This window comes from Enterobacter sp. Li2LvB3, from assembly GCF_056156645.1.
The window spans coordinates 94,564-117,596 of sequence record NZ_JBSICG010000008.1 but is presented as its reverse complement, the minus strand read 5'-3'; the positions used below and the strand labels follow the sequence as shown (position 1 = coordinate 117,596).

Annotated in this window: 21 protein-coding genes; 3 read left to right on the top strand and 18 right to left on the bottom strand. The window is 54.2% G+C overall.

The annotated features are described in order from the left end of the window. Window positions 1–39: 39 nt before the first annotated feature. The 3 genes from coaE to yacG are packed head-to-tail and all read left to right on the top strand — an operon-like array spanning window position 40 to window position 1,607. A complete protein-coding gene (gene coaE / locus ACS603_RS08895; protein WP_182059587.1) occupies window positions 40–660 on the top strand; it encodes a dephospho-CoA kinase in 621 nt (206 codons plus the stop codon). Next, complete coding sequence (zapD, locus tag ACS603_RS08890; protein ID WP_182059586.1) at window positions 660–1,403, top strand: cell division protein ZapD; 744 nt, start codon at window positions 660–662, stop codon at window positions 1,401–1,403. The genes coaE and zapD overlap by 1 nt, the downstream gene beginning before the upstream one ends. Window positions 1,404–1,412: 9 nt before the next feature. Next, window positions 1,413–1,607 carry a DNA gyrase inhibitor YacG gene (gene yacG, locus ACS603_RS08885; RefSeq protein WP_006810106.1) on the top strand — a complete coding sequence of 65 codons (195 nt, stop codon included), beginning with the start codon at window positions 1,413–1,415 and terminating at the stop codon, window positions 1,605–1,607. Window positions 1,608–1,641: 34 nt separating this feature from the next. On the opposite strand, the gene mutT is transcribed toward yacG, so the two are convergent. From mutT to rsmH, 18 genes are all read right to left on the bottom strand, one after another. Next, window positions 1,642–2,034 carry an 8-oxo-dGTP diphosphatase MutT gene (mutT, locus tag ACS603_RS08880; protein ID WP_182059585.1) on the bottom strand — a complete coding sequence of 131 codons (393 nt, stop codon included), beginning with the start codon at window positions 2,032–2,034 and terminating at the stop codon, window positions 1,642–1,644. Window positions 2,035–2,092: 58 nt separating this feature from the next. Continuing rightward, window positions 2,093–4,798 (bottom strand): preprotein translocase subunit SecA, encoded by a 2,706-nt coding sequence (gene secA, locus ACS603_RS08875; protein ID WP_315687917.1) that lies wholly within the window; start codon window positions 4,796–4,798, stop codon window positions 2,093–2,095. A gap of 60 nt (window positions 4,799–4,858) precedes the next feature. Then, a complete protein-coding gene (gene secM / locus ACS603_RS08870) occupies window positions 4,859–5,362 on the bottom strand; it encodes a secA translation cis-regulator SecM (RefSeq protein WP_182059583.1) in 504 nt (167 codons plus the stop codon). Window positions 5,363–5,639: 277 nt separating this feature from the next. Beyond that, complete coding sequence (gene lpxC / locus ACS603_RS08865) at window positions 5,640–6,557, bottom strand: UDP-3-O-acyl-N-acetylglucosamine deacetylase (RefSeq protein ID WP_182059582.1); 918 nt, start codon at window positions 6,555–6,557, stop codon at window positions 5,640–5,642. A 101-nt stretch (window positions 6,558–6,658) separates the two neighbouring features. Then, window positions 6,659–7,810: a cell division protein FtsZ gene (ftsZ, locus tag ACS603_RS08860; protein ID WP_131633946.1), complete on the bottom strand. Its 1,152-nt coding sequence runs from the start codon at window positions 7,808–7,810 to the stop codon at window positions 6,659–6,661. 63 nt (window positions 7,811–7,873) lie between these two features. Then, a complete protein-coding gene (ftsA, locus tag ACS603_RS08855) occupies window positions 7,874–9,130 on the bottom strand; it encodes a cell division protein FtsA (RefSeq protein ID WP_010426970.1) in 1,257 nt (418 codons plus the stop codon). Next, a complete protein-coding gene (ftsQ, locus tag ACS603_RS08850) occupies window positions 9,127–9,969 on the bottom strand; it encodes a cell division protein FtsQ (RefSeq protein ID WP_182059581.1) in 843 nt (280 codons plus the stop codon). Before ftsQ ends, ftsA begins: the two co-directional genes overlap by 4 nt. Window position 9,970: 1 nt before the next feature. Then, entirely contained in the window at window positions 9,971–10,891 is a 921-nt protein-coding gene (locus ACS603_RS08845) for a D-alanine--D-alanine ligase (protein WP_474944117.1), read from the bottom strand. Then, entirely contained in the window at window positions 10,884–12,359 is a 1,476-nt protein-coding gene (gene murC / locus ACS603_RS08840) for a UDP-N-acetylmuramate--L-alanine ligase (RefSeq protein ID WP_474944116.1), read from the bottom strand. Before murC ends, ACS603_RS08845 begins: the two co-directional genes overlap by 8 nt. Before the next feature lie 59 nt (window positions 12,360–12,418). Next, complete coding sequence (gene murG / locus ACS603_RS08835) at window positions 12,419–13,483, bottom strand: undecaprenyldiphospho-muramoylpentapeptide beta-N-acetylglucosaminyltransferase (RefSeq protein ID WP_182059579.1); 1,065 nt, start codon at window positions 13,481–13,483, stop codon at window positions 12,419–12,421. Further along, entirely contained in the window at window positions 13,480–14,724 is a 1,245-nt protein-coding gene (ftsW, locus tag ACS603_RS08830; RefSeq protein ID WP_182059578.1) for a cell division protein FtsW, read from the bottom strand. Before ftsW ends, murG begins: the two co-directional genes overlap by 4 nt. Then, window positions 14,724–16,040, bottom strand: coding sequence for a UDP-N-acetylmuramoyl-L-alanine--D-glutamate ligase (murD, locus tag ACS603_RS08825; RefSeq protein ID WP_474944115.1), 1,317 nt, complete (start codon window positions 16,038–16,040; stop codon window positions 14,724–14,726). The genes ftsW and murD overlap by 1 nt, the downstream gene beginning before the upstream one ends. A 2-nt stretch (window positions 16,041–16,042) precedes the next feature. Further along, window positions 16,043–17,125, bottom strand: a complete 1,083-nt coding sequence (gene mraY / locus ACS603_RS08820) for a phospho-N-acetylmuramoyl-pentapeptide-transferase (RefSeq protein WP_008501985.1) — start codon at window positions 17,123–17,125, stop codon at window positions 16,043–16,045. After that, entirely contained in the window at window positions 17,119–18,477 is a 1,359-nt protein-coding gene (gene murF, locus ACS603_RS08815) for a UDP-N-acetylmuramoyl-tripeptide--D-alanyl-D-alanine ligase (RefSeq protein WP_474944114.1), read from the bottom strand. Before murF ends, mraY begins: the two co-directional genes overlap by 7 nt. Next, complete coding sequence (gene murE / locus ACS603_RS08810) at window positions 18,474–19,961, bottom strand: UDP-N-acetylmuramoyl-L-alanyl-D-glutamate--2,6-diaminopimelate ligase (protein ID WP_182059575.1); 1,488 nt, start codon at window positions 19,959–19,961, stop codon at window positions 18,474–18,476. The genes murF and murE overlap by 4 nt, the downstream gene beginning before the upstream one ends. Next, window positions 19,948–21,714 carry a peptidoglycan glycosyltransferase FtsI gene (locus tag ACS603_RS08805; protein ID WP_182059574.1) on the bottom strand — a complete coding sequence of 589 codons (1,767 nt, stop codon included), beginning with the start codon at window positions 21,712–21,714 and terminating at the stop codon, window positions 19,948–19,950. Before ACS603_RS08805 ends, murE begins: the two co-directional genes overlap by 14 nt. A 15-nt stretch (window positions 21,715–21,729) precedes the next feature. Beyond that, window positions 21,730–22,095, bottom strand: a complete 366-nt coding sequence (gene ftsL / locus ACS603_RS08800; protein ID WP_182059573.1) for a cell division protein FtsL — start codon at window positions 22,093–22,095, stop codon at window positions 21,730–21,732. Next, window positions 22,092–23,033, bottom strand: a complete 942-nt coding sequence (rsmH, locus tag ACS603_RS08795; protein WP_182059572.1) for a 16S rRNA (cytosine(1402)-N(4))-methyltransferase RsmH — start codon at window positions 23,031–23,033, stop codon at window positions 22,092–22,094. The genes ftsL and rsmH overlap by 4 nt, the downstream gene beginning before the upstream one ends.

Here is a 23,033-nt window from a genome sequence, read left to right as displayed (position 1 = left end):
ACTGATTTTAATAATGAATAATTCCCAGGATTTGATTTAATGGGGTACATCGTCGCGTTAACCGGCGGCATCGGTAGTGGCAAAAGCACCGTTGCAGACGCTTTTTCTCGTCTGGGCATCCCGATTATTGATGCCGATATTATTGCCCGTCAGGTGGTAGAACCCAATACACCCGCATTAAAGGCCATCGAAGCGCATTTCGGGCGTGAAGTCATCAATGCAGATGGCACACTCAATCGTCGTCAGCTTCGCGAGTGCATTTTTTCTGATTCTTCGGAAAAAGCCTGGCTTAATGCTCTGCTCCACCCCATTATCCACCAGGAAACTCAGCGTCAGATTACTGAAGCCCGTTCACCCTACGTACTGTGGGTTGTACCCCTATTGGTGGAAAATCAGCTTCAGAAAAAAGCCGACCGGATTCTGGTTATCGATGTTTCCCCCGAAACGCAGATCGAGCGAACAATGACGCGCGACCATGTCTCGCGTGAACATGCTGAACAAATTCTTGCTGCTCAGGTCACGCGTGAAGCGCGCCTTGCTGTTGCGGATGATGTTATTGATAATAACGGCGCACCAGATGCTCTTGCATCGGATGTTGCCCGTCTGCACGCGCAGTATCTGACGTTCGCCGCGCAGGCCGTTGCACAGGAAAAACCATAATGTCTACTAATATCCTTTTTGAGCACCCGCTTAACGAAAAAATGCGTACCTGGCTGCGTATCGAGTTTTTAGTTCAGCAGCTTTCACAACATCTGCCTGTTAACGATCACGCCACTGCGCTGCATTTTTTCCGCAATGTTGGCGATCTGCTGGATGTCATTGAACGCGGTGATGTTCGCACCGAGTTATTAAAAGAGCTTGAGCGCCAGCAGCGTAAATTGCAGGCCTGGACTGAAGTGCCGGGCGTCGATCAAAGCCGTATCGACTCGCTTCGCCAGCAGCTGAAAACCAGCAGCAGTGTGCTGATGGCCGCCCCTCGCGTGGGGCAATTCTTGCGTGAAGACCGGCTTATCGGCCTGGTTCGTCAGCGCCTGAGCATTCCTGGCGGCTGCTGCAGCTTTGACCTGCCGACACTCCATATGTGGTTGCACATGCCGCAAACCCAGCGTGATGCGCAGGTGAATAGCTGGCTGGCAAGCCTTGAGCCAATGAACCAGACGCTGTCACTCATTCTCGACCTGGTTCGCAATTCAGCGCCCTTCCGCAAGCAAACCAGCCTGAACGGTTTTTATCAGGATAACGGTGATGATGCCGATCTGCTGCGCCTGAACTTATCTCTGAGCGATCAGCTTTACCCGCAAATCTCCGGCCATAAAAGCCGTTTTGCGATTAGATTTATGCCTCTGGACAGCGAAAATGGCCTCGTGCCTGAACGCCTCGATTTTGAGCTGGCCTGCTGTTAAGGAGTATTGATGTCTGACGTAACAACCGTAAGCTGCCCTACCTGTGGGAAAACCGTAGTCTGGGGCGAAGTGAGTCCGTTTCGCCCATTCTGCTGTAAGCGTTGCCAGTTAATTGACCTGGGCGAATGGGCTGCGGAAGAGAAACGCATTCCAAGCGAAGGCGATCTCTCTGACAGCGATGACTGGAGCGAAAACCAGCAGTAATCTGTAAAGCCTGCTGGCGCTTCGCTTAGCAGGCTTACGGTTGCGCGACTAATCTCAGGATCACAGGCTCATTTGCCGGTGGGAATTTATCGGCATCGCTTGCCTGAAGCGCCACCCAGTCACCCGGCTGCCCCTCTTTTCCCCAGGGTTCCCCTTCCCAGTTTTCGACAAGCCAGAACCACAACGTGATGTGGCGGTCAGGGAACTGGTACTCAAGCTTATCGAAAAGCGTTGCCCCAACGGGGGTGATCCCGACCTCTTCCTGAAGCTCGCGAATCAGCGCCTGCTCCGGCGTTTCACCTGACTCAATCTTTCCACCCGGAAATTCCCACTTATTCGCCATATGAGCATCTGCTGCCCGCTGGGTAATGAAGATTTTGTTTTGTGGGTTGCGAATGATCCCGACGGCAATTTGCAGTGTTTTCATAGTGTGACTTCCATAAAAAAGGCGCAGATTTCTGCGCCTTTTAGATTATGTTACGTTCTTAGCTCAGGCGGCCGTGGCACGCCTTGTATTTTTTACCTGAACCACATGGGCACGGATCGTTACGCCCGACTTTGCGGTCACCAGTTTGCGCCGCGATAGCCGCAGCCGCTTCGCTGTCATCTGTCTGGTGGCTCAACTGTTGCATCTGCGCCAGGCGCTCAGCTTCTTCACGACGCTGCTGCTCCATCGCTTCTACTTCTTCCGGCATCCGCACCTGAACCTTGCTCAGGGTGCTAATCACTTCATATTTCAGTGACTCCAGCATGGAAGCAAACATGGCGAAGGATTCACGTTTGTATTCCTGTTTCGGATCCTTCTGCGCATAACCACGCAGGTGGATACCCTGGCGCAGATAATCCATCGCCGCCAGGTGCTCTTTCCACAGGGAGTCCAGCGTTTGCAGCATTACGCCTTTCTCAAAGTGACGCATCATCTCAGCGCCAACCACTTCTTCTTTACGTTTGTAAACATCCAGCGCGGTTTCGAAGATACGCTCGCGCAGGGTTTCTTCATGCAGTTCCGGCTCTTTGTCCAGCCACTCTTTGATTGGCAGTTCAAGGTCGAAGTCGTTTTTCAGACGTTCCTGCAAGCCTTCGATATCCCACATTTCTTCCAGAGACTGTGGAGGAATGTGGCCATCGATAGTCGCTTTGAACACATCTTCACGAATGCTGTTGATGGTTTCACTCACGTCGGACACGTCCAGCAGTTCGTTACGCTGGGTGTAAATAGCACGACGCTGATCGTTAGCCACATCATCATATTCCAGCAGTTGCTTACGAATATCGAAGTTACGGCTTTCAACTTTGCGCTGAGCGTTAGCAATCGCTTTAGTGACCCACGGGTGTTCAATCGCTTCGCCTGGCTTCATGCCCAGTTTACGCATCATGCCAGATACACGGTCAGAGGCGAAGATACGCATCAGCGCATCTTCCATAGACAGGTAGAAGCGGGAAGAACCGGCATCACCCTGACGACCCGCACGACCACGCAGCTGGTTATCGATACGACGAGATTCGTGACGTTCGGTACCAATGATGTGTAAACCACCGGAAGTCAGAACCGCGTCGTGACGCACCTGCCAGTCTGCCTTGATCTGAGCAATCTGTTCTGGCGTTGGGTTTTCCAGCTCAGCAACTTCTGCCTGCCAGCTACCACCGAGCATAATATCGGTACCACGACCCGCCATGTTGGTGGCGATGGTCACCGCCGCCGGGTAACCCGCCTGCGCAACGATATCTGCTTCTTTGGCGTGGAACTTGGCGTTCAGTACGTTGTGTTTAATACCCGCTTTGGTCAGCTCATTGGATACCACTTCGGATTTCTCGATGGAAATGGTACCCACCAGAACCGGCTGGCCGGCTGCGGTACGGTCACGAATATCTTCAATGATCGCCTGGATTTTTTCCGCTTCAGTCATGTAAACCAGGTCCGGCATATCCTTACGGATCATTGGACGGTTGGTTGGGACGACTACAGTATCCAGTTTGTAGATAGAGCTGAATTCAAACGCTTCGGTATCTGCGGTACCGGTCATCCCTGCCAGCTTCTCGTACAGACGGAAGTAGTTCTGGAAGGTGATAGATGCCAGCGTCTGGTTTTCATTTTGAATATCCACACCTTCTTTGGCTTCAACAGCCTGGTGCAGACCATCGGACCAGCGACGTCCCTGCATGGTACGACCGGTATGTTCATCAACGATGATAACTTCACCGTCTTTTACGATGTAATCCACGTCGCGGGTAAACAGTGCATGAGCACGCAGTGCCGCAGTCACGTGGTGCATCAGCATGATATTGCTCGGGGAGTACAGTGACTCGCCCTCTTCCATGATGCCCTGAGCAACCAGTAGCTCTTCAATTTGCACCAGGCCGCGCTCAGTCAGGTTAACCTGACGCGCTTTTTCATCCACGGAGAAGTGGCCTTCGCCCTGGAAAGTATCGGAGTCTTCTTTTTCCTGACGCAGCAAGTGCGGAATGATTTTGTCGACTTTACGGTACATCTCGGAGCTGTCTTCAGCCGGGCCAGAGATGATAAGCGGGGTTCGCGCTTCATCGATCAGAATGGAGTCCACCTCATCCACCAGCGCATAGTGCAGTTTACGCTGTACACGCTCTTCAGGGCTGAACGCCATATTGTCGCGCAGGTAGTCGAAGCCGTATTCGTTGTTGGTACCGTAGGTGATGTCCGCGTTATAGGCATCACGCTTGGCTGGTGCTGGCAGGCCGGACATGTTGATGCCCACGGTCATACCGAGGAATTCGAACAGTGGACGGTTGTTTTCGGCGTCACGCTGCGCCAGATAGTCGTTGACGGTAACAACGTGAACGCCTTTGCCAGACAGCGCGTTCAGGTAAGCAGGCAAGGTTGCGGTCAGGGTTTTACCTTCACCGGTACGCATTTCTGCGATGCAGCGTTCGTTCAGAACCATACCCCCCAGCAGCTGAACGTCGAAGTGGCGCATGCCAAACACACGCTTACTTGCTTCACGGACGACGGCAAAGGCTTCCGGGATCAGACTTTCTAAGGATTCGCCTTTTTCCAGACGCGCACGGAATTCCGTGGTTTTGGCTTTCAGCTCGTCATCGGAGAGCTTTTCCATCGCCGGTTCCATACCATTGATAACAGTGACAGCTTTGCGCATACGGCGCAGGGTACGATCGTTACGGCTACCGAAAACTTTGGTTAATAATTTGATTAGCATAATAAATTCTCAAACGCCCCATCGTGGGCAGATAAATTAAGGTATTGAAAAAGCGTTAATTTAGCTGAGGCGATGAGGCCCGGCACGGATACCCTGAACCTGGCTAATCCATGTTGAGACGATAAATGTCGCGGGAGGAACAAAACGGTTTTTTGTCTGCTGGCGAACGATAACTGGCGGCTGGCTGTCTTGCGTCAGCAGCGCATTGAGCGTGTTCAGCAGTGCGAGATGCTGGGCCTGAACCGGCAGCGTTTCTTCTGCCACAGGCATTGCCTGTGGCGCCATTGCAAACGAAAGATGACGGATAACCGTACGAATGGCGTGCTGATGCCAGTAATCAACCGAGAAATTTGGGCGGCGATTGGCTTCCAGCAACGCGAGGTTAGTAAAATTAACCCGCGTGGAGAGGTCATGTTTTGTGGTGGTGGTCTTTGTCGGAGTCGCCGCTTCAGCACTGTTGCTGAGCGCAGGCAAGCCGAGACTCGCCGCGACCATCCCTAATAAGAGATGCGGCCAGAAGTAGCGTCTGCCAAATTGTCGCCAGCGCGTCAGTATTCCGCTCACTTGCTCCACCACATAAGCCAGCCGTACAGGCTGAGTTCAGTTATTCTTTTTAGCGCCCAGATATTACCACTAAAGCCAAAGCACATCAGCAGGAATGACGTATTGCCGCGGGGAAAAACGGTCAAGAATGCAGCTAACGCACAGATTTTCAACGTATGGCAAAGGATTAAGCGGCTGGGGGCAAAATGAAGAAGGGTAAAAATAAAAACGACTGGTCTCCCTGGTCGGAGAGAGTACCAGGTTAACCAGTCGATTTTTTACGAAACGGCTTGAACCGTTACGCCAGAACCATGCTTGGTGCTTTGAACGCCAGAGGCAGTTCTGCGTCGTCTTTGAAGGTCACATATTCCCAGGCTTCCTGTTTTGCCAGGACTGCCTGCAACAGCTTGTTGTTCAGTGCATGACCGGATTTAAACGCGGTAAACGCACCAATGATGTTGTGACCACACATGAACAGGTCGCCAATTGCATCCAGCATTTTGTGACGAACGAATTCATCTTCAAAACGCAGACCGTCTTCGTTCAGTACGCGATAATCGTCAACAACGATGGCACAATCGAAGCTGCCGCCCAGGCACAGGCCGCGGGACTGCAAATATTCGATATCACGCATGAAGCCAAACGTGCGAGCACGACTGATCTGACGCATAAACGCATCAGCAGAGAAGTTCATCGCATAACGCTGAGTGCTTGCATCAATCGCCGGATGGTTAAAGTCGATGGTAAAGTCCAGCGAGAAACCATTGAACGGCTTGAATTCAGCCCATTTGTCGCCATCTTCGACACGAACGGTATCTTTGATGCGAACAAATTTCTTCGCGCAGTTCAGTTCTTCGATGCCGGCATCCAGCAGCAAATAAACGAACGGAGCAGCACTACCATCCATGATCGGGATTTCTGGCGCATCGACTTCAACAATGATGTTGTCGATACCCAGACCCGCCAGGGCGGCATTCAGGTGCTCTACGGTAGAAATCCGCACGTCATGCTCGTTCACCAGGCAAGTACAGAGCATAGTATCACGCACAGATTTGGCATCGGCCGGAAAATCTACCGGTGGATTCAAGTCGGTGCGACGATAGATGACCCCGGTATTGGCCGGCGCAGGGCGCAACGTCAGTGTGACTTTTTTGCCGGTATGTAAACCGACGCCAGTCGCCTGAACGATACGTTTAAGTGTCCTTTGTTTGATCATCGTATAATCTCGCCAAATTAACTATCCAACCGAGAGTGTATATCACTAACGGTGGGCCAGTTTAGCACAAAGAGCGAAAATCCCCAAATTCCAGCCAATTCCTAGTCAGCTTGCTTACGCAGGAACGCTGGGATATCCAGATAATCTGGTTCTTTCGCCGTTTGCGGAGTCGTGTCATTTACCACTTTCGCGGCCGGTTTCTGCTCTTGAGTCAGTGGAGCCATACCGTGCTGCTGGTAACGGTCCATCACTGGCTGCTGAGTCTGCTTGTTGGTCACCAGGGTAATCTCAGGACGCTTGTCCATACCGATACCGGTGGCAACAACAGTTACGCGCAGTTCGTCGTTCATTTCCGGGTCAAGGGAAGTACCGATTACCACAGTTGCGTTGTCAGAGGCGAACGCACGAATGGTATTACCCACCGTTTCGAACTCATCCAGACGCAGGTCAAAGCCAGCGGTAATGTTGACCAGCACGCCACGCGCACCAGACAGGTCGATATCTTCCAGCAGTGGAGAAGAGATAGCCATTTCAGCCGCTTCTTCTGCACGGTCTTCACCGCTCGCCACGCCAGAGCCCATCATCGCGTAGCCCATTTCGGACATCACGGTGCGAACGTCTGCAAAGTCAACGTTCATCAGACCAGGACGGGTAATCAGTTCAGCGATACCCTGAACCGCGCCTTTCAGCACGTCGTTTGCCGCGCCAAAAGCGTCCAGCAGGGAGATACCGCGACCCAGAACTTTCAACAGCTTGTCGTTCGGGATAGTGATCAGAGAGTCCACATGTTTGGACAGCTCAGTGATACCCTGCTCCGCGAATGCCATACGCTTCTTGCCTTCAAAATTGAAAGGCTTCGTCACGACAGCAACGGTCAGGATACCTAAATCTTTTGCCACTTCGGCAACAACAGGCGCCGCGCCGGTACCAGTACCACCGCCCATACCTGCTGCGATAAACACCATGTCTGCACCTTCCAGCGCAGCACGCAGTGCTTCACGATCTTCTTCAGCCGCGTTGCGACCAACTTCCGGGTTAGCCCCCGCACCCAGACCTTTGGTGATGCCACCACCGATCTGAATCGTCTGGCCTACAGCCGTCTTACGCAGTGCCTGTGCATCGGTGTTAACCGCAAAAAATTCAACGCCTTCGATACGCTCACGCACCATATGCTCTACAGCGTTACCGCCGCCACCACCGACGCCGATGACTTTAATCACCGCGTCGTTGGTCAGTTCCATAGGTTCAAACATAATTTCTCTCTCCGTTGTGCCTGTCGCCCGAGACCGCTAATTCTCTCCGGTCTCTTAAAAAAATTAAAACTCTTTTCGCAACCAGGTGTTGAGTCGTTTGACCCACGACCCCACTGATACGCGTTTTTCCACTTCCGCTTCACCACTCAAATGGGACTCTTTCCCGTAGTGCAGCAGGCCCACAGCCGTTGAATAGTACGGCTCCTGAGCGTAATCCGTTAAACCGGTGATATTCAGCGGTGCACCAATACGTACCTGGGTATGGAACACTCGCTGAGCGCAGGCCGCAAGACCTTCAATTTGCGCTGCTCCGCCGGTTAATACAATCCCCGCTGCAAGATGATGTTTAACACCCTGCTGGCGAAGCTGTTCCTGTAACTGCAAAATCTCTTCGTTGACCAGGTTGAGCAGCTCGGTATAACGCGGCTCAATGACCTCTGCCAACGTCTGGCGTTGCAGGCTACGCGGTGGACGACCACCTACGCTTGGCACTTCAACGCTCTCATCTTTGCCAACGATGGATCCCAGTGCACAGCCATGGCGCACTTTGATCGCCTCTGCATCGCTCGGCGGCGTACCAAAGGCATAAGCAATATCGCTGGTCACAACGTTCCCTGCGTAAGGGATCACTTTGGTGTGGCGCAGCGCGCCGCCGGTATAAACGGCCATGTCCATAGTACCACCACCAATATCGACCACACAGACGCCCAGTTCACGTTCGTCTTCGGTCAGCACGGAATAGCTTGCTGCCAGACCGGCGAAAATAAGTTGGTCAACTTTCAGGCCACAACGTTCAACGGCTTTAACGATGTTCTTCGCCATATCGTTGTGACATGTGATCAAGTGCACTTTTGCCTGCATTCGCACGCCGGAAAGACCGACGGGATTCTTGATCCCTTCCTGGTAGTCAATTGCATATTCCTGCGGGATGACGTGCAGCACGCGATGTTCATCGCGAACACGGACGGATTTCGCCGTATGCACGACGTTTTCAACGTCTTCCTGCGTCACTTCTTCTTCTGAGATAGGCACCATACCTATCTCGTTCTGGCAGCTGATGTGCTTACCAGAGAGGGCCAGATAGACAGATGAAATCTGGCAATCAGCCATCAATTCCGCCTGATCGATGGCGCGCTGTACGCACTTCACCACCGACTCAAGATCGTTTACCCCACCTTTATCCATACCACGGGACGGGCAGCTGCCCACGCCAATGATATTGACCATACCGTCGGGCAGAACTTCCCCTACTAAAGCGGCAACCTTCGCGGTGCCAATCTCCAGTCCAACTACCAGTTTTCTGTCCGTCGCCTTGATCATTGTTGTTCTGCCTGTACCTGTGCCTGATTCTGTTGCTGATTAGGTTCCTCGACCGGAGCCGGTACCCAACCGACTGCTGCGCCTGAGTCATAGCGCAAATCAACGTAGCTTATCCGTTTGCCGTCAGTCTGTGCCTGCTGCTGTAAAACCGGGTAAAGTTCTACAAAACGCGCCAGACGTTTCATCGTGTCGCCGCGGCCAAGGTTGAGCTTGATGCCGTTCGTTAACGTCAGTTGCCATGAACGACGCGCCGTCATTGCTGCATCTTTTAACGTAAACCGGTCCTTAGCCAGCACCTGCCCCATATCGCGAAAACCTTGCAAGACTTCGTTTTCACTGCCTTCCGGGCCATACAACATCGGTAAATTTTGCTTGTTGACACGATCGCCTGGGACGCTGAAGGAATTTCCATCTACGTCGACCATGTGCTGATCATTCCAACGCGCAATGGGCACATATTCAACCAGATGAATCTTCAATTCATCAGGCCATTGCTTTCTTACACTCGCCTGTTTTATCCACGGCAGACGTTCAATCTGGCTCTGGATAATATTAACGTCCTGAGTCATAAAGGTCCCAGGTGGGCCCAGTGCCAGAATCGACTGGCGAATATCGTCGTTACGCGTGTAGTGACGCTCACCCGTTACCGCCAGTTTCGACAGCGGTAAACGCTGCGCATCTTCCATCCAGCCCAGCACCATCCAGCCGCTGATAAACACGGTACACAGCACACCGAGCAGGAATATAATCCCTGCAAGACGCGTTCCATTACTCCGCCGGGAAGAAGAATATTCTTCTTCGTCATCGCGGTTGCGCGTGTTCAATGCAGCCTGAGACATATCAGCCCGCCTGGTCCAGAATACGTACGACTAATTGCGAGAAACTCATTCCCGCCTTACGCGCGGCCATCGGCACAAGGCTATGGCTGGTCATGCCAGGGGAGGTGTTTGCTTCCAGCAAGTAAAATTGCCCGTCGCTGTCGAGCATCACATCAATGCGTCCCCATCCCCGGCAGCCTAAAACATTCCAGGCTTTAAGCACCAGGGACTGTAAATCTGCTTCACGTTCAGCTTCAAGACCACTTGGGCAGAAATATTGCGTCTCATCAGAGAGATACTTCGCCTCATAATCATAGAAGGTTCCAGCAGGTTGGATACGAATTGACGGTAAAATTTCTTCACCAAGCATCGCAACGGTAAATTCCGGCCCGCTGAGCCATTTTTCTATCAGAACTTCTTCATCATGTTGAAATGCCAGCGCTAAAGCGGAAGATAAATCCTGCGCTTTGTCGACTTTCGACATCCCGACACTCGACCCTTCGCGGCTCGGCTTTACAATAACCGGTAACCCTAGTTCGGCAATGCGGGTATTAACGCTGTCTGACAGGCCCATTTCAAAATCACGACGCGTCAGCGCAACCCATGGCGCTACAGGAAGACCAGCTCCCTGCCACAGCAGTTTGCTGCGCAGTTTATCCATAGAAATCGCGGATGCCATCACGCCGCTACCGGTATACGGCATCCCGATTAAATCCAGAAGCCCTTGCAGGGTGCCGTCTTCGCCACCACGGCCATGCAACGCGATGAAGACTTTATCAAAGCCCATCGCTTTCAGTTGCGTCACATCCGTCTCTTTCGGATCGACCGGATGGGCATTGACGCCACCCTCACGCAGGCCCGCCAGTACGGCAGCGCCTGAATTCAGGGAGACTTCGCGCTCGGCGGAAGTGCCGCCAAACAGGACAGCAATCTTATCAGCCATGACGCTCGTCCTCCTGAGTTTGCGGCTTCAGTTTGATTTCAGCTAAGGTACGGGCGATTTTGCCGATATTTCCCGCGCCCTGAATCAGGATCAGATCATTACCCGTCAGAACCGGAGCCAAAATCTCCGCAGCCAGGGCAGGATCAGACACCAGAATAGGGTCAACTTTTCCGCGACCACGAATAGTGCGACACAATGAACGGCTGTCCGCACCCGGGATAGGCGTTTCGCCTGCGGAGTAAACATCCAGCATCAGCAGCGTATCTACCTGCGACAGCACGCTAGCGAAATCGTCATACAGATCGCGGGTACGCGTGAAGCGGTGCGGCTGGAAGATCATTACCAGATTCTTATCCGGCCAGCCCGCACGTGCTGCTTTGATGGTCGCGTCCACTTCCGTCGGATGATGCCCGTAATCATCCACCAGCATTGCAGAGCCTGTTTTACCGTTCACCTCTTCCAGCGGGAATTCACCCAGGAAGTCGAAACGGCGCCCGGTACCCTGGAAGCTCTCCAGCGCACGCAGGATTGCGTTGTCATCAATGCCTTCTTCAGTGGCTACCGCTACCGCTGCCGCCGCGTTCAGGGCGTTGTGGCGTCCTGGGGCATTGAGCGTAACGTGCAGCAGCTCTTTATCCTGACGCGCCAGAGTGAAATGCCCCTGGGCACCAATTTGCTTGTAATCTTCCACGCGAACATCAGCGTCTTCGCTGAAGCCATACGTGGTAATTTGACGACCCACACGCGGCAGCAACTCGCGAATAACCGGATCGTCAACACACATCACCGCACGGCCATAGAACGGCAGGTTGTGCAGGAAGTTGATAAAAGTCTGTTTTAAATTTTCGAAGTCGCCCTGGTAAGTATCCATGTGGTCAGCTTCGATGTTGGTGACAATCGCCACCATCGGCTGCAGGTGCAGGAACGATGCATCGCTTTCGTCTGCTTCAGCAATCAGGTAACGGCTGTGCCCCAGACGCGCATGTACACCGGCCGCTTTCACCAGACCACCGTTAACGAAGGTCGGATCAAGACCCGCTTCAGCATAAATACTGGAAACCATCGCCGTGGTGGTGGTTTTACCGTGTGTCCCGGCAATCGCAATACCGTGGCGGAAGCGCATTAACTCAGCCAGCATTTCCGCACGGCGGATCACCGGGATACGCGCTTCATGCGCGGCAACAATTTCCGGGTTATCCGCGGAGATTGCGCTGGACACCACAACAACGCTCGCATCGCGCACGTTTTCCGGGCGATGGTTGAAATAGATAGTCGCCCCAAGCGACGCCAGCTGCTGCGTAACAGGGTTTGGAGCCAGGTCGGAACCACTGATCTGGTAACCTTCGTTAGCTAACACTTCGGCAATACCGCCCATGCCAGCACCACCGATGCCAACGAAGTGAATGTGCCGGACGCGACGCATCTCGGGCACGATTGAACGCAGTTTCGCCAGTTGTTGTGTATTCATTCTCTAAACGCCATCGACTACTTCAAAAAAATCGTGCAGCGCAACACGCGCTGCGAGGGTTAAGCCTGAGCTGCCAGGCTCACTTCATTTGCCACCCGCTCCGTCGCATCGGGGATAGCGGTCGCGCGCGCGCGTTGTGCCATCTCCAGCAATGCGTCTCTGTTCCAGCCCGCCAGGGTGGTGGCGACCGCATCGGCGGTAAATTGTGGCTGCTCGAAAATTTTCGCGGCACCGGCTTTCTCAAGCGGTAACGCATTCCAGTACTGCTGCCTGTCTTTGTGCTGGAACGGCACAAACAGCGCTGGCAAACCCGCAGCGGCGATTTCACTCACGGTCAGCGCACCAGAGCGGCAGACAACGACATCAGCCCAGGCATAGGCTGCGGCCATGTCATCGATAAATTCGGTAACTTTATGCTGTGGCTGACCTGCGGCAACGTAATCCTGCTCTACGGTCTGCTGAGCGCCTTTTCCGCTCTGATGCCAGATAGTAACGGCATTACCCAGTTTTGCGGCAACCTGCGGCATCGTCTGGTTAAGAATGCGCGCGCCCTGGGAGCCGCCCACCACCAGCACACGTACCGGGCCTTCACGCCCAGTCAGGCGCGCATCGGGCAGCGGCAGAGCCAGCACATCGACGCGCACCGGGTTACCCACTACGTCAGCTTTCGGAAACGCGCCCGGAAATGCCTGCATCACTTTGGTGGCAATTTTTGCCAGCCATTTGTTGGTGAGCCCGGCAATCCCATTTTGTTCATGCAACACAACCGGGATACCCAGCGACCACGCAGCCAGCCCACCAGGACCAGAGACATAGCCGCCCATCCCCAGCACCACATCCGGCTTAAAGCGCTTCATAATGGTGCGGGCCTGACGCCAGGCGTTAAAAATCCGCACCGGCGCAAGAAGCTGAGCCTTAATGCCCTTGCCACGCAATCCTGAAATGCGGATGAAGTCGATCTCAATCCCGTGCTTCGGCACAAGGTCGGCTTCCATGCGGTCGGCGGTTCCAAGCCAGCGTACCTGCCAGCCCTGATCCATTAAATGGTGCGCAACCGCAAGCCCCGGGAACACATGTCCGCCGGTACCGCCTGCCATCACCATTAACCGCTTCGGTTGATTCATCGTGAACCTCGCGTAAACGCCTGGGCTTTTTCCAGACGCGTTTCATAATCTATGCGTAACAAAAACATGATGGCCGTCGACATGATTAACAGGCTGGAACCACCATAACTGATTAACGGCAACGTCAGGCCCTTGGTCGGCAGCATACCCGCTGCGGCCCCTACGTTTACCAGTGCCTGGAAGCTAAACCAAATACCAATTGAGCAGGCTAAGAAACCTGAGAAGCGGTGATCGATTTCCAGCGCTTTTCGGCCAATAGACATGGCACGGAAAGCGACGAAGAATACCATTAAAAGCGCGAGTACCACACCGATATAACCCAGTTCTTCCGCAATAATGGAGAAGATGAAGTCAGTATGCGCTTCGGGTAAATACTCCAGCTTTTGAACGGAATTACCCAGGCCTTGCCCCCAAACTTCACCACGGCCAAACGCCATCAGCGACTGGGTCAGCTGATAACCGCTGCCGAACGGGTCTTCCCACGGGTTCCAGAATGAGGTTACGCGGCGGATACGATAAGGCTCGGCGAGGATCAGCAGGACAACCGCAGAAATCCCCATGCCGATGATGGCGATGAACTGCCATAGCTTCGCTCCTGCCAGGAACAGCATCGCCAGCGTGGTGACAAACAGTACCACCACCGTACCGAGGTCTGGCTGTGCCAGCAGTAAAACCGCAAGAACCAGGATAACGCCCATTGGTTTTAAGAAGCCGCGCAGGTTATTACGCACTTCATCCACTTTACGGACCAGGTAGTTGGCCAGATAGCAGAACAGTGAAAGCTTAGTAAATTCAGCAGGCTGAATACGTAACGGGCCAAACGCAATCCAGCGTGATGCCCCGTTTACTGAGCTACCCACGACCAGTACGATCAGCAGCATAATGATCGAGGCGATCAACATTGCCGTGCTGTGGCGTTGCCAGAACTCCATCGGCAGACGTAAGGTCACCAGCGCCAGGCAGAACGCCAGAATGATGTACAGGCCATCACGCTTGGCAAACAGGAACGGATCGTTCGCCAGCCGCTGCCCCACGGGCATCGATGCTGACGTCACCATAATAAAACCGATCGCCGCCAGCCCCATGGTTAGCCAGAAGAGCGTGCGATCGTACATGATCAGGCTGTCGTTATCCTTCTGACGAGAGCCCATCACCCAGCCTTTAAGCGCCGCAAACAGCCACGCCAGGATCCCAAATCCTGGCAAGCGCGGCATTTTCAGGCGAGGGAGAGATAAACGCATCAGCCTAACTCCTTCGCCAGGCGGGTAAAGACATCACCACGCTGTTCGAAATTCTTAAACTGATCGAGGCTGGCACAGGCCGGAGAAAGCAGCACCATATCGCCCGGTTTCACGCGCGGAGCAATGAGACGCATTGCCTGTTCCATTGTCTCGGTCTGTTCAGCAATGTCCGGGCGCAGTTCAGCCAGTTCGCTACCGTCCCGGCCGAAGCAGTAAAGGCGAATATTATCACCTGAAAGATAACGCTTCAGCGAAGAGAAATCGGCCGATTTACCGTCTCCGCCAAGCAGCAGATGCAGCGTGCCATCAACGTGCAAACCGTTCAGCGCAGCTTCTGTGCTCCCAACGTTAGTGGCTTTGGAGTCGTTGATCCAGCGCACGCCATTATGCTCAAGCGCCAACTGGAAACGGTGCGCCAGGCCTGTGAAGGTGGTTAGCGCTTTCAGGCTGGAAGAGCGCGGTAAACCAACGGCGTCCGCCAGCGCCAGTGCTGCCAGCGCATTGGTGTAGTTGTGCTGACCGGAAAGTTTCATCTCTTTCACGTTCAACACTTTCTCACCTTTCACGCGCAGCCAGGTTTCGCCCAGCTGACGGTTCAGATGATAATCACCCATGGTGATACCAAAGCTGATGCAGCGCTCATCTGCACCCCGCACCGGCATCGTCAGTGCATCATCAGCATTGACGACGCACGCTTTGGCATTTTCATAAATGCGTAACTTAGCGGCACGGTACTGTTGCAGACCAAACGGATAGCGGTCCATATGATCTTCGGTCACGTTCAGGATGGTCGCAGCAGCAGCCTGGAGGCTCGAGGTGGTTTCCAGCTGGAAGCTGGAAAGTTCCAGAACATACAGCTCGCAGCCTCTATCCAGAAGCATCAGCGCAGGCAGGCCAATATTCCCACCAACGCCCACGTTCATGCCCGCCGCTTTCGCCATCTCGCCCACCAGCGTGGTCACGGTGCTTTTACCGTTAGAGCCGCTGATAGCAATAACAGGAGCCTGTGCCTCGCGGCAAAACAGCTCGATATCACCAACAATCTCAACACCCGCGTCGGCAGCAGCGCTCAGTGAAGGGTGCGCCAGCGCCATACCGGGACTTGCAACAATCAGATCGGCTGCCAGCAGCCAGTCATCATTCAGACCACCAAGGTGGCGTTCAACCTGTTCCGGCAGTTTGTCCAGACCCGGCGGAGAGACACGCGTATCCATCACGCGCGGCGTTACGCCACGTGCGAGGAAAAAGTCCACGCAGGAAAGGCCGGTAAGGCCCAACCCGATGATAACGACTTTTTTGCCCTGGTAATCTGCCATGATTAACGTACCTTCAGCGTTGCCAGGCCAATCAGCACCAGCATCAGCGAAATAATCCAGAAGCGCACAATGACGCGCGGCTCTGGCCAGCCTTTCAGTTCATAGTGGTGGTGGATCGGCGCCATACGGAAGATGCGTTGACCACGCAGCTTGAACGAACCGACCTGCAAAATCACCGACAGGGTTTCAACCACAAACACACCGCCCATGATAACCAGCAAGAACTCCTGACGCAGCAGCACGGCAATAATGCCCAGAGCACCGCCAAGCGCCAGAGAACCGACATCACCCATAAAGACCTGAGCCGGGTAGGTGTTAAACCACAAGAAGCCCAGACCCGCTCCGACAATCGCCGTACAGACGATCACCAGCTCACCCGCATGACGCAGATAAGGAATGTGCAGGTAGTTAGCAAAATTCATGTTACCGGTCGCCCACGCCACCAGCGCGAAACCGGCAGCCACGAAGACGGTTGGCATAATCGCCAGGCCGTCCAGGCCATCGGTCAGGTTAACGGCGTTACCGGTGCCAACAATTACGAAATACGCCAGCAGGATGTAGAACAGGCCCAGTTGCGGCATCACGTCTTTAAAGAACGGAACAACCAGCTCAGTGGCTGGCGTGTCTTTTCCTGCAAGGTACAGCGCAAAGGCCACGCCCAGCGCAATCACTGACATCCAGAAGTACTTCCAGCGGGCGATCAGGCCTTTAGTGTCTTTACGTACCACTTTGCGGTAGTCATCAACAAAGCCGATGATCCCGTACCCTACCAGCACGGTCAGAACACACCACACATACGGGTTAGACGGGTACGCCCACAGCAACACCGAAACCACAATGGCGGTCAGGATCATAATCCCGCCCATGGTTGGGGTGCCACGCTTGCTAAAGTGCGACTCCGGACCATCGTTACGTACGACCTGGCCGAAAGAGAGTTTTTGTAAACGGGCAATCATGCGCGGGCCCATCCACAATGAGATGAACAGCGCGGTCAGCAGGCTGACAATGGCGCGAAACGTCAGATAGGAAAAGACGTTAAAGCCTGAGTAATATTTGACCAAATGTTCGGCCAGCCAAACTAACATGTTCCGTTCTCCTGTAATGCGTGCACAACCTCTTCCATGGCGGCACTACGTGAACCTTTCACAAGCACTGTCACAATTTGTTTTTCTGCAATCAACGATTTAAGACGTTCAATCAGCGGCGTTTTATCGGCAAAATGTTCGCCCACGCCGCTGGCATGGCTAATCGCCTGGCTGAGTTTTCCTGCGCTCAACACGCAGTCAATGCCTGCCGCTTTCGCCGCTTCACCCACCTGAATGTGGCAGGCTTCACTTTCATCACCCAGCTCAGCCATATCGCCAACAACCAGCACACGATAGCCCGGCATCTCTGACAACACCTGGACCGCTGCGGTCATCGAACCCACGTTCGCGTTGTACGAGTCGTCCAGCAGCAGTTTGTTCTCAGCCAACTGGACAGGGAACAGACGTCCCGGCACGGCTTTCAGATTCGCCAGCCCGGTTTTAATCGCTTCGTGAGTTGCACCCACCGCCGTAGACAACGCGGCAGCGGCAAGCGCATTAGCGATGTTATGGCGACCCGGCAGCGGCAGCAGCACATCAATGCCGCCCGTAGGGGTATTGAGTGTGAACTCCGTACCATGCGAGGTCACATGGATATTCGTTGCGGTAAAATCACTGTTGGCTGCGTTCGGTGAGAAGCGCCAGGTTTTACGTGAACCAATAATGCTCTGCCAGTTCAGCCAGTCATTGTTATCTGCATTCATAATGGCAATGCCATCAGCCGGCAGACCGGTGTAGATCTCGCCTTTCGCTTTCGCGACACCTTCCAGAGAGCCAAAGCCTTCCAGGTGTGCAGCCGCCAGGTTATTGACCAGCGCTGCTTCCGGGCGAGTCAAACTCACGGTCCAGGCGATTTCGCCCTGGTGGTTTGCCCCTAACTCGATAACGGCAAATTCATGCTCTTTGGTCAGGCGAAGTAATGTCATCGGCACGCCAATGTCATTATTTAGATTGCCTGCCGTATAAAGCGTATTACCGCACTGGCTCAGGATGGCAGCCGTCATCTCTTTTACTGACGTTTTGCCAGAGGATCCCGTCAGCGCCACGATGCGAGCCGGGACCTGCTGACGAACCCATGCCGCCAGTTCGCCAAATGCCAGACGCGTATCACTCACCACAATCTGCGGCAGATCGGTATCCAGTTTGCGGCTCACCAGCAGCGCGCCGGCCCCACTCTCTTTTGCCTGTTCGGCAAAGTCGTGCGCGTCAAAACGTTCGCCCTTCAGCGCGACGAACAGGCAGCCGGAAGTTACCTTGCGGGTATCCGTTGTCACGGCATCAATGGTCAGATCCTGACCATGCAGCGTCCCTTGTAAGACCTGAGCGGCCTGGCTTAGCGTTATGCTAATCATGCCACCACTCCCAGTAGACGTGCTGCGGTCACGCGGTCTGAATAATCCAGACGACGAGCCCCGACAATCTGATAATCTTCATGGCCTTTACCGGCCAGCAGGACTACGTCGTTCTCATGGGCCTGCATAATCGTATTCGTCACCGCTTCGGCACGACCTTCAACAACACGTGCACGACCTGCATCCAGCATTCCGGCCAGAATGTCATTGATGATGGCGCGCGGCTCTTCAGTACGCGGGTTGTCATCGGTCACAACCGGAATATCCGCGAACTGTTCAGCAATGGCACCCATCAGCGGGCGTTTGCCTTTGTCACGATCGCCGCCACAGCCAAAGACGCACCAGAGTTTACCGGCACAGTGCAGACGGGCCGCTTCCAGCGCTTTTTCCAGCGCATCCGGCGTATGAGCATAATCCACGACCACGGTCGGTTTACCTGGCGCACTGAACACTTCCATGCGGCCGCAAACCGGTTGCAGACGTTCAGCAGTGTTCACCAGCTCTGCCAGCGGATAGCCCAGCGCCAGTAACGTTGCCAGTGCCAGCAACAAATTGCTGACGTTAAATGCCCCCATCAGGCGGCTTTCAATCTCACCGTCACCCCATGAAGAGGTAAAGCGAATGGTAGCCCCGCTGTCGTGATAGTTCACCTCAACCGCCTTCAGCCAGCGGCCGTGACAGTTAGGGTTGATATGATCTTCCATGGATACCGCAACCGCATCCGGCAGCTTAGCCAGCCAGCGGCGGCCCACTTCGTCATCGGCGTTGATGATCGCCTGCCCACAGTGATGCGTGGAGTAAAGCAGCCATTTTGCCGCTTCGTAATGCTCCATATCCCCGTGATAGTCGAGGTGATCGCGGCTCAGATTGGTAAACACGGAAGCGGCAAATTTCAGTGCCGCCACGCGGTGCTGTACCAGCCCGTGTGAGGAGACTTCCATTGCGGCAAACGTTGCGCCCTGCCCTGCCAGACCCGCCAGCACATGCTGCACGTCTACTGCAGAACCGGTGGTATTTTCCGTTGGGTTCACTTTGCCCAGCAGGCCATTGCCCACGGTACCCATCACCGCACCGGTTTCACCCAGCAGTTGCGCCCACTGCGCCATTAACTGCGTGGTCGTGGTTTTACCGTTAGTACCGGTCACGCCAATCAGGCGTAACTGGTCAGAAGGTTCATGATAGAAACGCCCTGCCAGTGCGGAAAGGCGTTCGCTTAACTGGCTGAGATAGATGACCGGCACACCATGCATTTCACGGATTTCACCGTCGGTTGCTTCATCTTTTGCCTCAGCAATAATGGCAGCTACACCTTGCGCAATCGCCTGCGGGATATATCGACGCCCGTCCGCCTGATGACCGACCACCGCTACAAAAAGATCGCCAGAAGCAGCCATACGGCTGTCCAGTACCATCTCCCGCAGTGCTCGCTCCGGTGCATTTGGCACCCACGGAGCGAGAAGGTCGCGCAAATTACGATCTGCCACCTGTACCCTCGCCTTGATTAATTACAAATTCACTTTTTTCGCCCGTCGCCAGCGCATCCGGTTCAATGTTCATGGTGCGTAACACGCCGCCCATGATAGCCCCGAACACAGGCGCGGAGACGGCGCCGCCGTAGTATTTACCCGCCTGTGGATCGTTAATGACGACCACCAGCGCAAAACGCGGATTGCTTGCAGGCGCTACGCCTGCGGTATAGGCAATGTATTTGTTGATATAACGGCCATCTGGCCCTACTTTTTTCGCCGTACCGGTTTTAATGGCGATGCGATAGCCTTTGATCGCCGCCTTCACGCCACCGCCACCAGGCAGTGCCACGCTTTCCATCATGTGAACAACGGTACGAACGATAGGTTCGGGGAAGATACGCTCACCCGGAACCGGTGGATCAACTTTGGTAATCGACAGCGGACGATAAACGCCATAGCTGCCAATCGTTGCGTAGACTCGCGCTAACTGTAACGGGGTTACCATTAGCCCGTAGCCGAAAGAGAAGGTGGCCCTCTCTATGTCAGACCACCGTTGTTTTTGAGGATATAAGCCACTGCGTTCTCCGACCAACCCCAAATTGGTCGCCTTTCCTAGCCCAAAACGTGAGTAAGTCTCTACTAACGCTGAGGACGGCATCGCTAACGCCAGTTTTGAAACACCGACGTTACTCGACTTCTGCAAAACCCCGGTCAGGGTCAATTCGCTGTAACGCGCCACGTCTTTGATTTCGTGACCGTTAATTCGGTAAGGGATCGTATTCAGAACCGTACTTTCATTCACGATGCCGCGCTGGAGCGCAGTCATCACTACCATGGGTTTGACTGTGGAACCTGGCTCGAATACGTCAGTGATCGCCCGGTTACGCATCGCATCTTTCGCGGTGCCAGTAAAGTTGTTCGGGTTATAGGACGGGCTATTCGCCATTGCCAGGACTTCGCCCGTGCTCACATCCACCAGCACGGCGCTTCCTGACTCTGCTTTGTTAAAGGCCACGGCGTTATTCAGTTCGCGATAAACCAGCGCCTGCAAACGCTCATCAATACTCAGCGCAAGGTTGTGCGCCGCCTGGCTGTCGGTTGAAGAGATGTCTTCAATAACGCGGCCGTAGCGGTCTTTACGCACAATACGCTCGCCTGGCTGACCGGTGAGCCATTTATCAAAGCTTTTTTCTACGCCCTCGATCCCCTGGCTATCGACGTTGGTGAAGCCGATGAGGTGAGCGGTTACTTCGCCGGAAGGATAATAACGACGTGATTCCTCACGCAGATGTATCCCCGGAAGCTTCAGTTTTCTGATGTAGTCGGCCATATCAGGGTTCACCTGACGCGCCAGATAGATAAAGCGTCCTTTCGGGTTTGCGTTAACACGTGACGCTAGCTGGTCCAGCGGCATTTTCAGCGCATCTGAAAGCGCTTTCCACCGGTTATCGAGCGTGATTCCGCCCGCGTCATGAAGCTCTTTAGGATCCGCCCAGATTGCCTTAACCGGCACGCTCACCGCCAGCGGACGGCCGGAGCGATCGGTAATCATCCCGCGAGAAGTCGAGACTTCCTGTACGCGCAGGGAACGCATATCCCCCTGGCGCACCAGCATGTCAGGCGCGACGATTTGTAGCCATGCTACACGCCCCAGCAGGAAAGTCAGCGCCAGTAAAATGCAGCCGCACAGCAACGCAAAACGCCAACTGATAAAGTTGGCCTGCTCTTCCTGACGTTTTGGTTTTTGCGTTTTTGCCGCTACTCTCATGCGTCGCGTTTTCCCTTATTTTTGTACTACGATATTTTCCTGAGAAGGATCAACATGCTGCAATTGCAGCTTTTCCGTTGCGATCCGTTCAACCCGGCTGTGATCGCCGAGCGCGTTTTCTTCAAGGATCAGATTTCGCCATTCAATATCCAGCGCATCGCGTTCCAGTACCATCTGCTCGCGTTGCGCCGTTAATAAACGGGTATGGTGGGCCGTTGTAACCACCGTTACAGCCGTCACAATGATGCAAATGAACAAGCAGAGTGGCAGCTTCCCAAACCGCAAAAGATCGTCGCCGATCACGCCAGGCAAGGCATGGCGCTCGTTGCTTCCTAACGATCCCTTAACTTTGCTTAGGGTCTCTGCCACTCTGCTGATCATGCGTTCGTCCTTTCTGCAACACGCAGCACTGAACTACGGGCACGTGGATTCTCTGCCACCTCTTCTTCGCCCGGCATCAACTTGCCTAATGCTCGCAACTGACGGCCACCCAGTTTCCTGAGTTGCTCTTCCGTCATCGGCAGGCCCGCTGGAACTTGTGGACCGCGGCTTTGCTCACGCATAAATCGCTTCACAATGCGATCTTCCAGCGAATGGAAGCTGATGATGGATAACCGCCCACCCGGGGCCAGCACGTCGAGCGAGCTTTTTAGCGCCAGCTCTATTTCCTCCAGTTCACTGTTTACCCAGATACGAACCGCCTGGAAGGTACGGGTCGCGGGATGTTTGTGTTTGTCCTTCACCGGAGTGGCTGCGGCGATGACTTCAGCCAGCTCTTTGGTGCGGGTCATAGGTTCAATACGGTTACGCTCAACAATGGCGCGCGCAATACGCTTGCCAAAACGCTCTTCGCCGAAGGTTTTTATCACCCAGGCGATATCCGCTTCGTCAGCAGTTTGTAGCCATTCAGCTGCAGATTGACCGCGAGTCGGGTCCATGCGCATGTCCAGCGGGCCATCACGCATAAAGGAGAAGCCACGCTCTGCGTCGTCAAGTTGAGGTGATGAAACGCCAAGATCGAGAAGAATTCCGTCGATCTTGCCCGTCAGTCCGCGCTCGGCCACGTAATCAGCAAGCGCAGAGAAAGGTCCATGCACGATGGAAAAGCGCGGGTCATCTATGGCCTGCGCAACGGCAATCGCCTGTGGATCGCGATCGATTGCCAGCAGGCGTCCTTCCGCTCCAAGTTGGGAGAGGATCAAACGCGAGTGACCACCGCGACCAAAAGTGCCATCAATGTAGATGCCGTCCGGACGAATGTTCAGGCCATTAACGGCCTCATCCAGCAACACCGTTGTATGTTTATAATTTTCCATCAT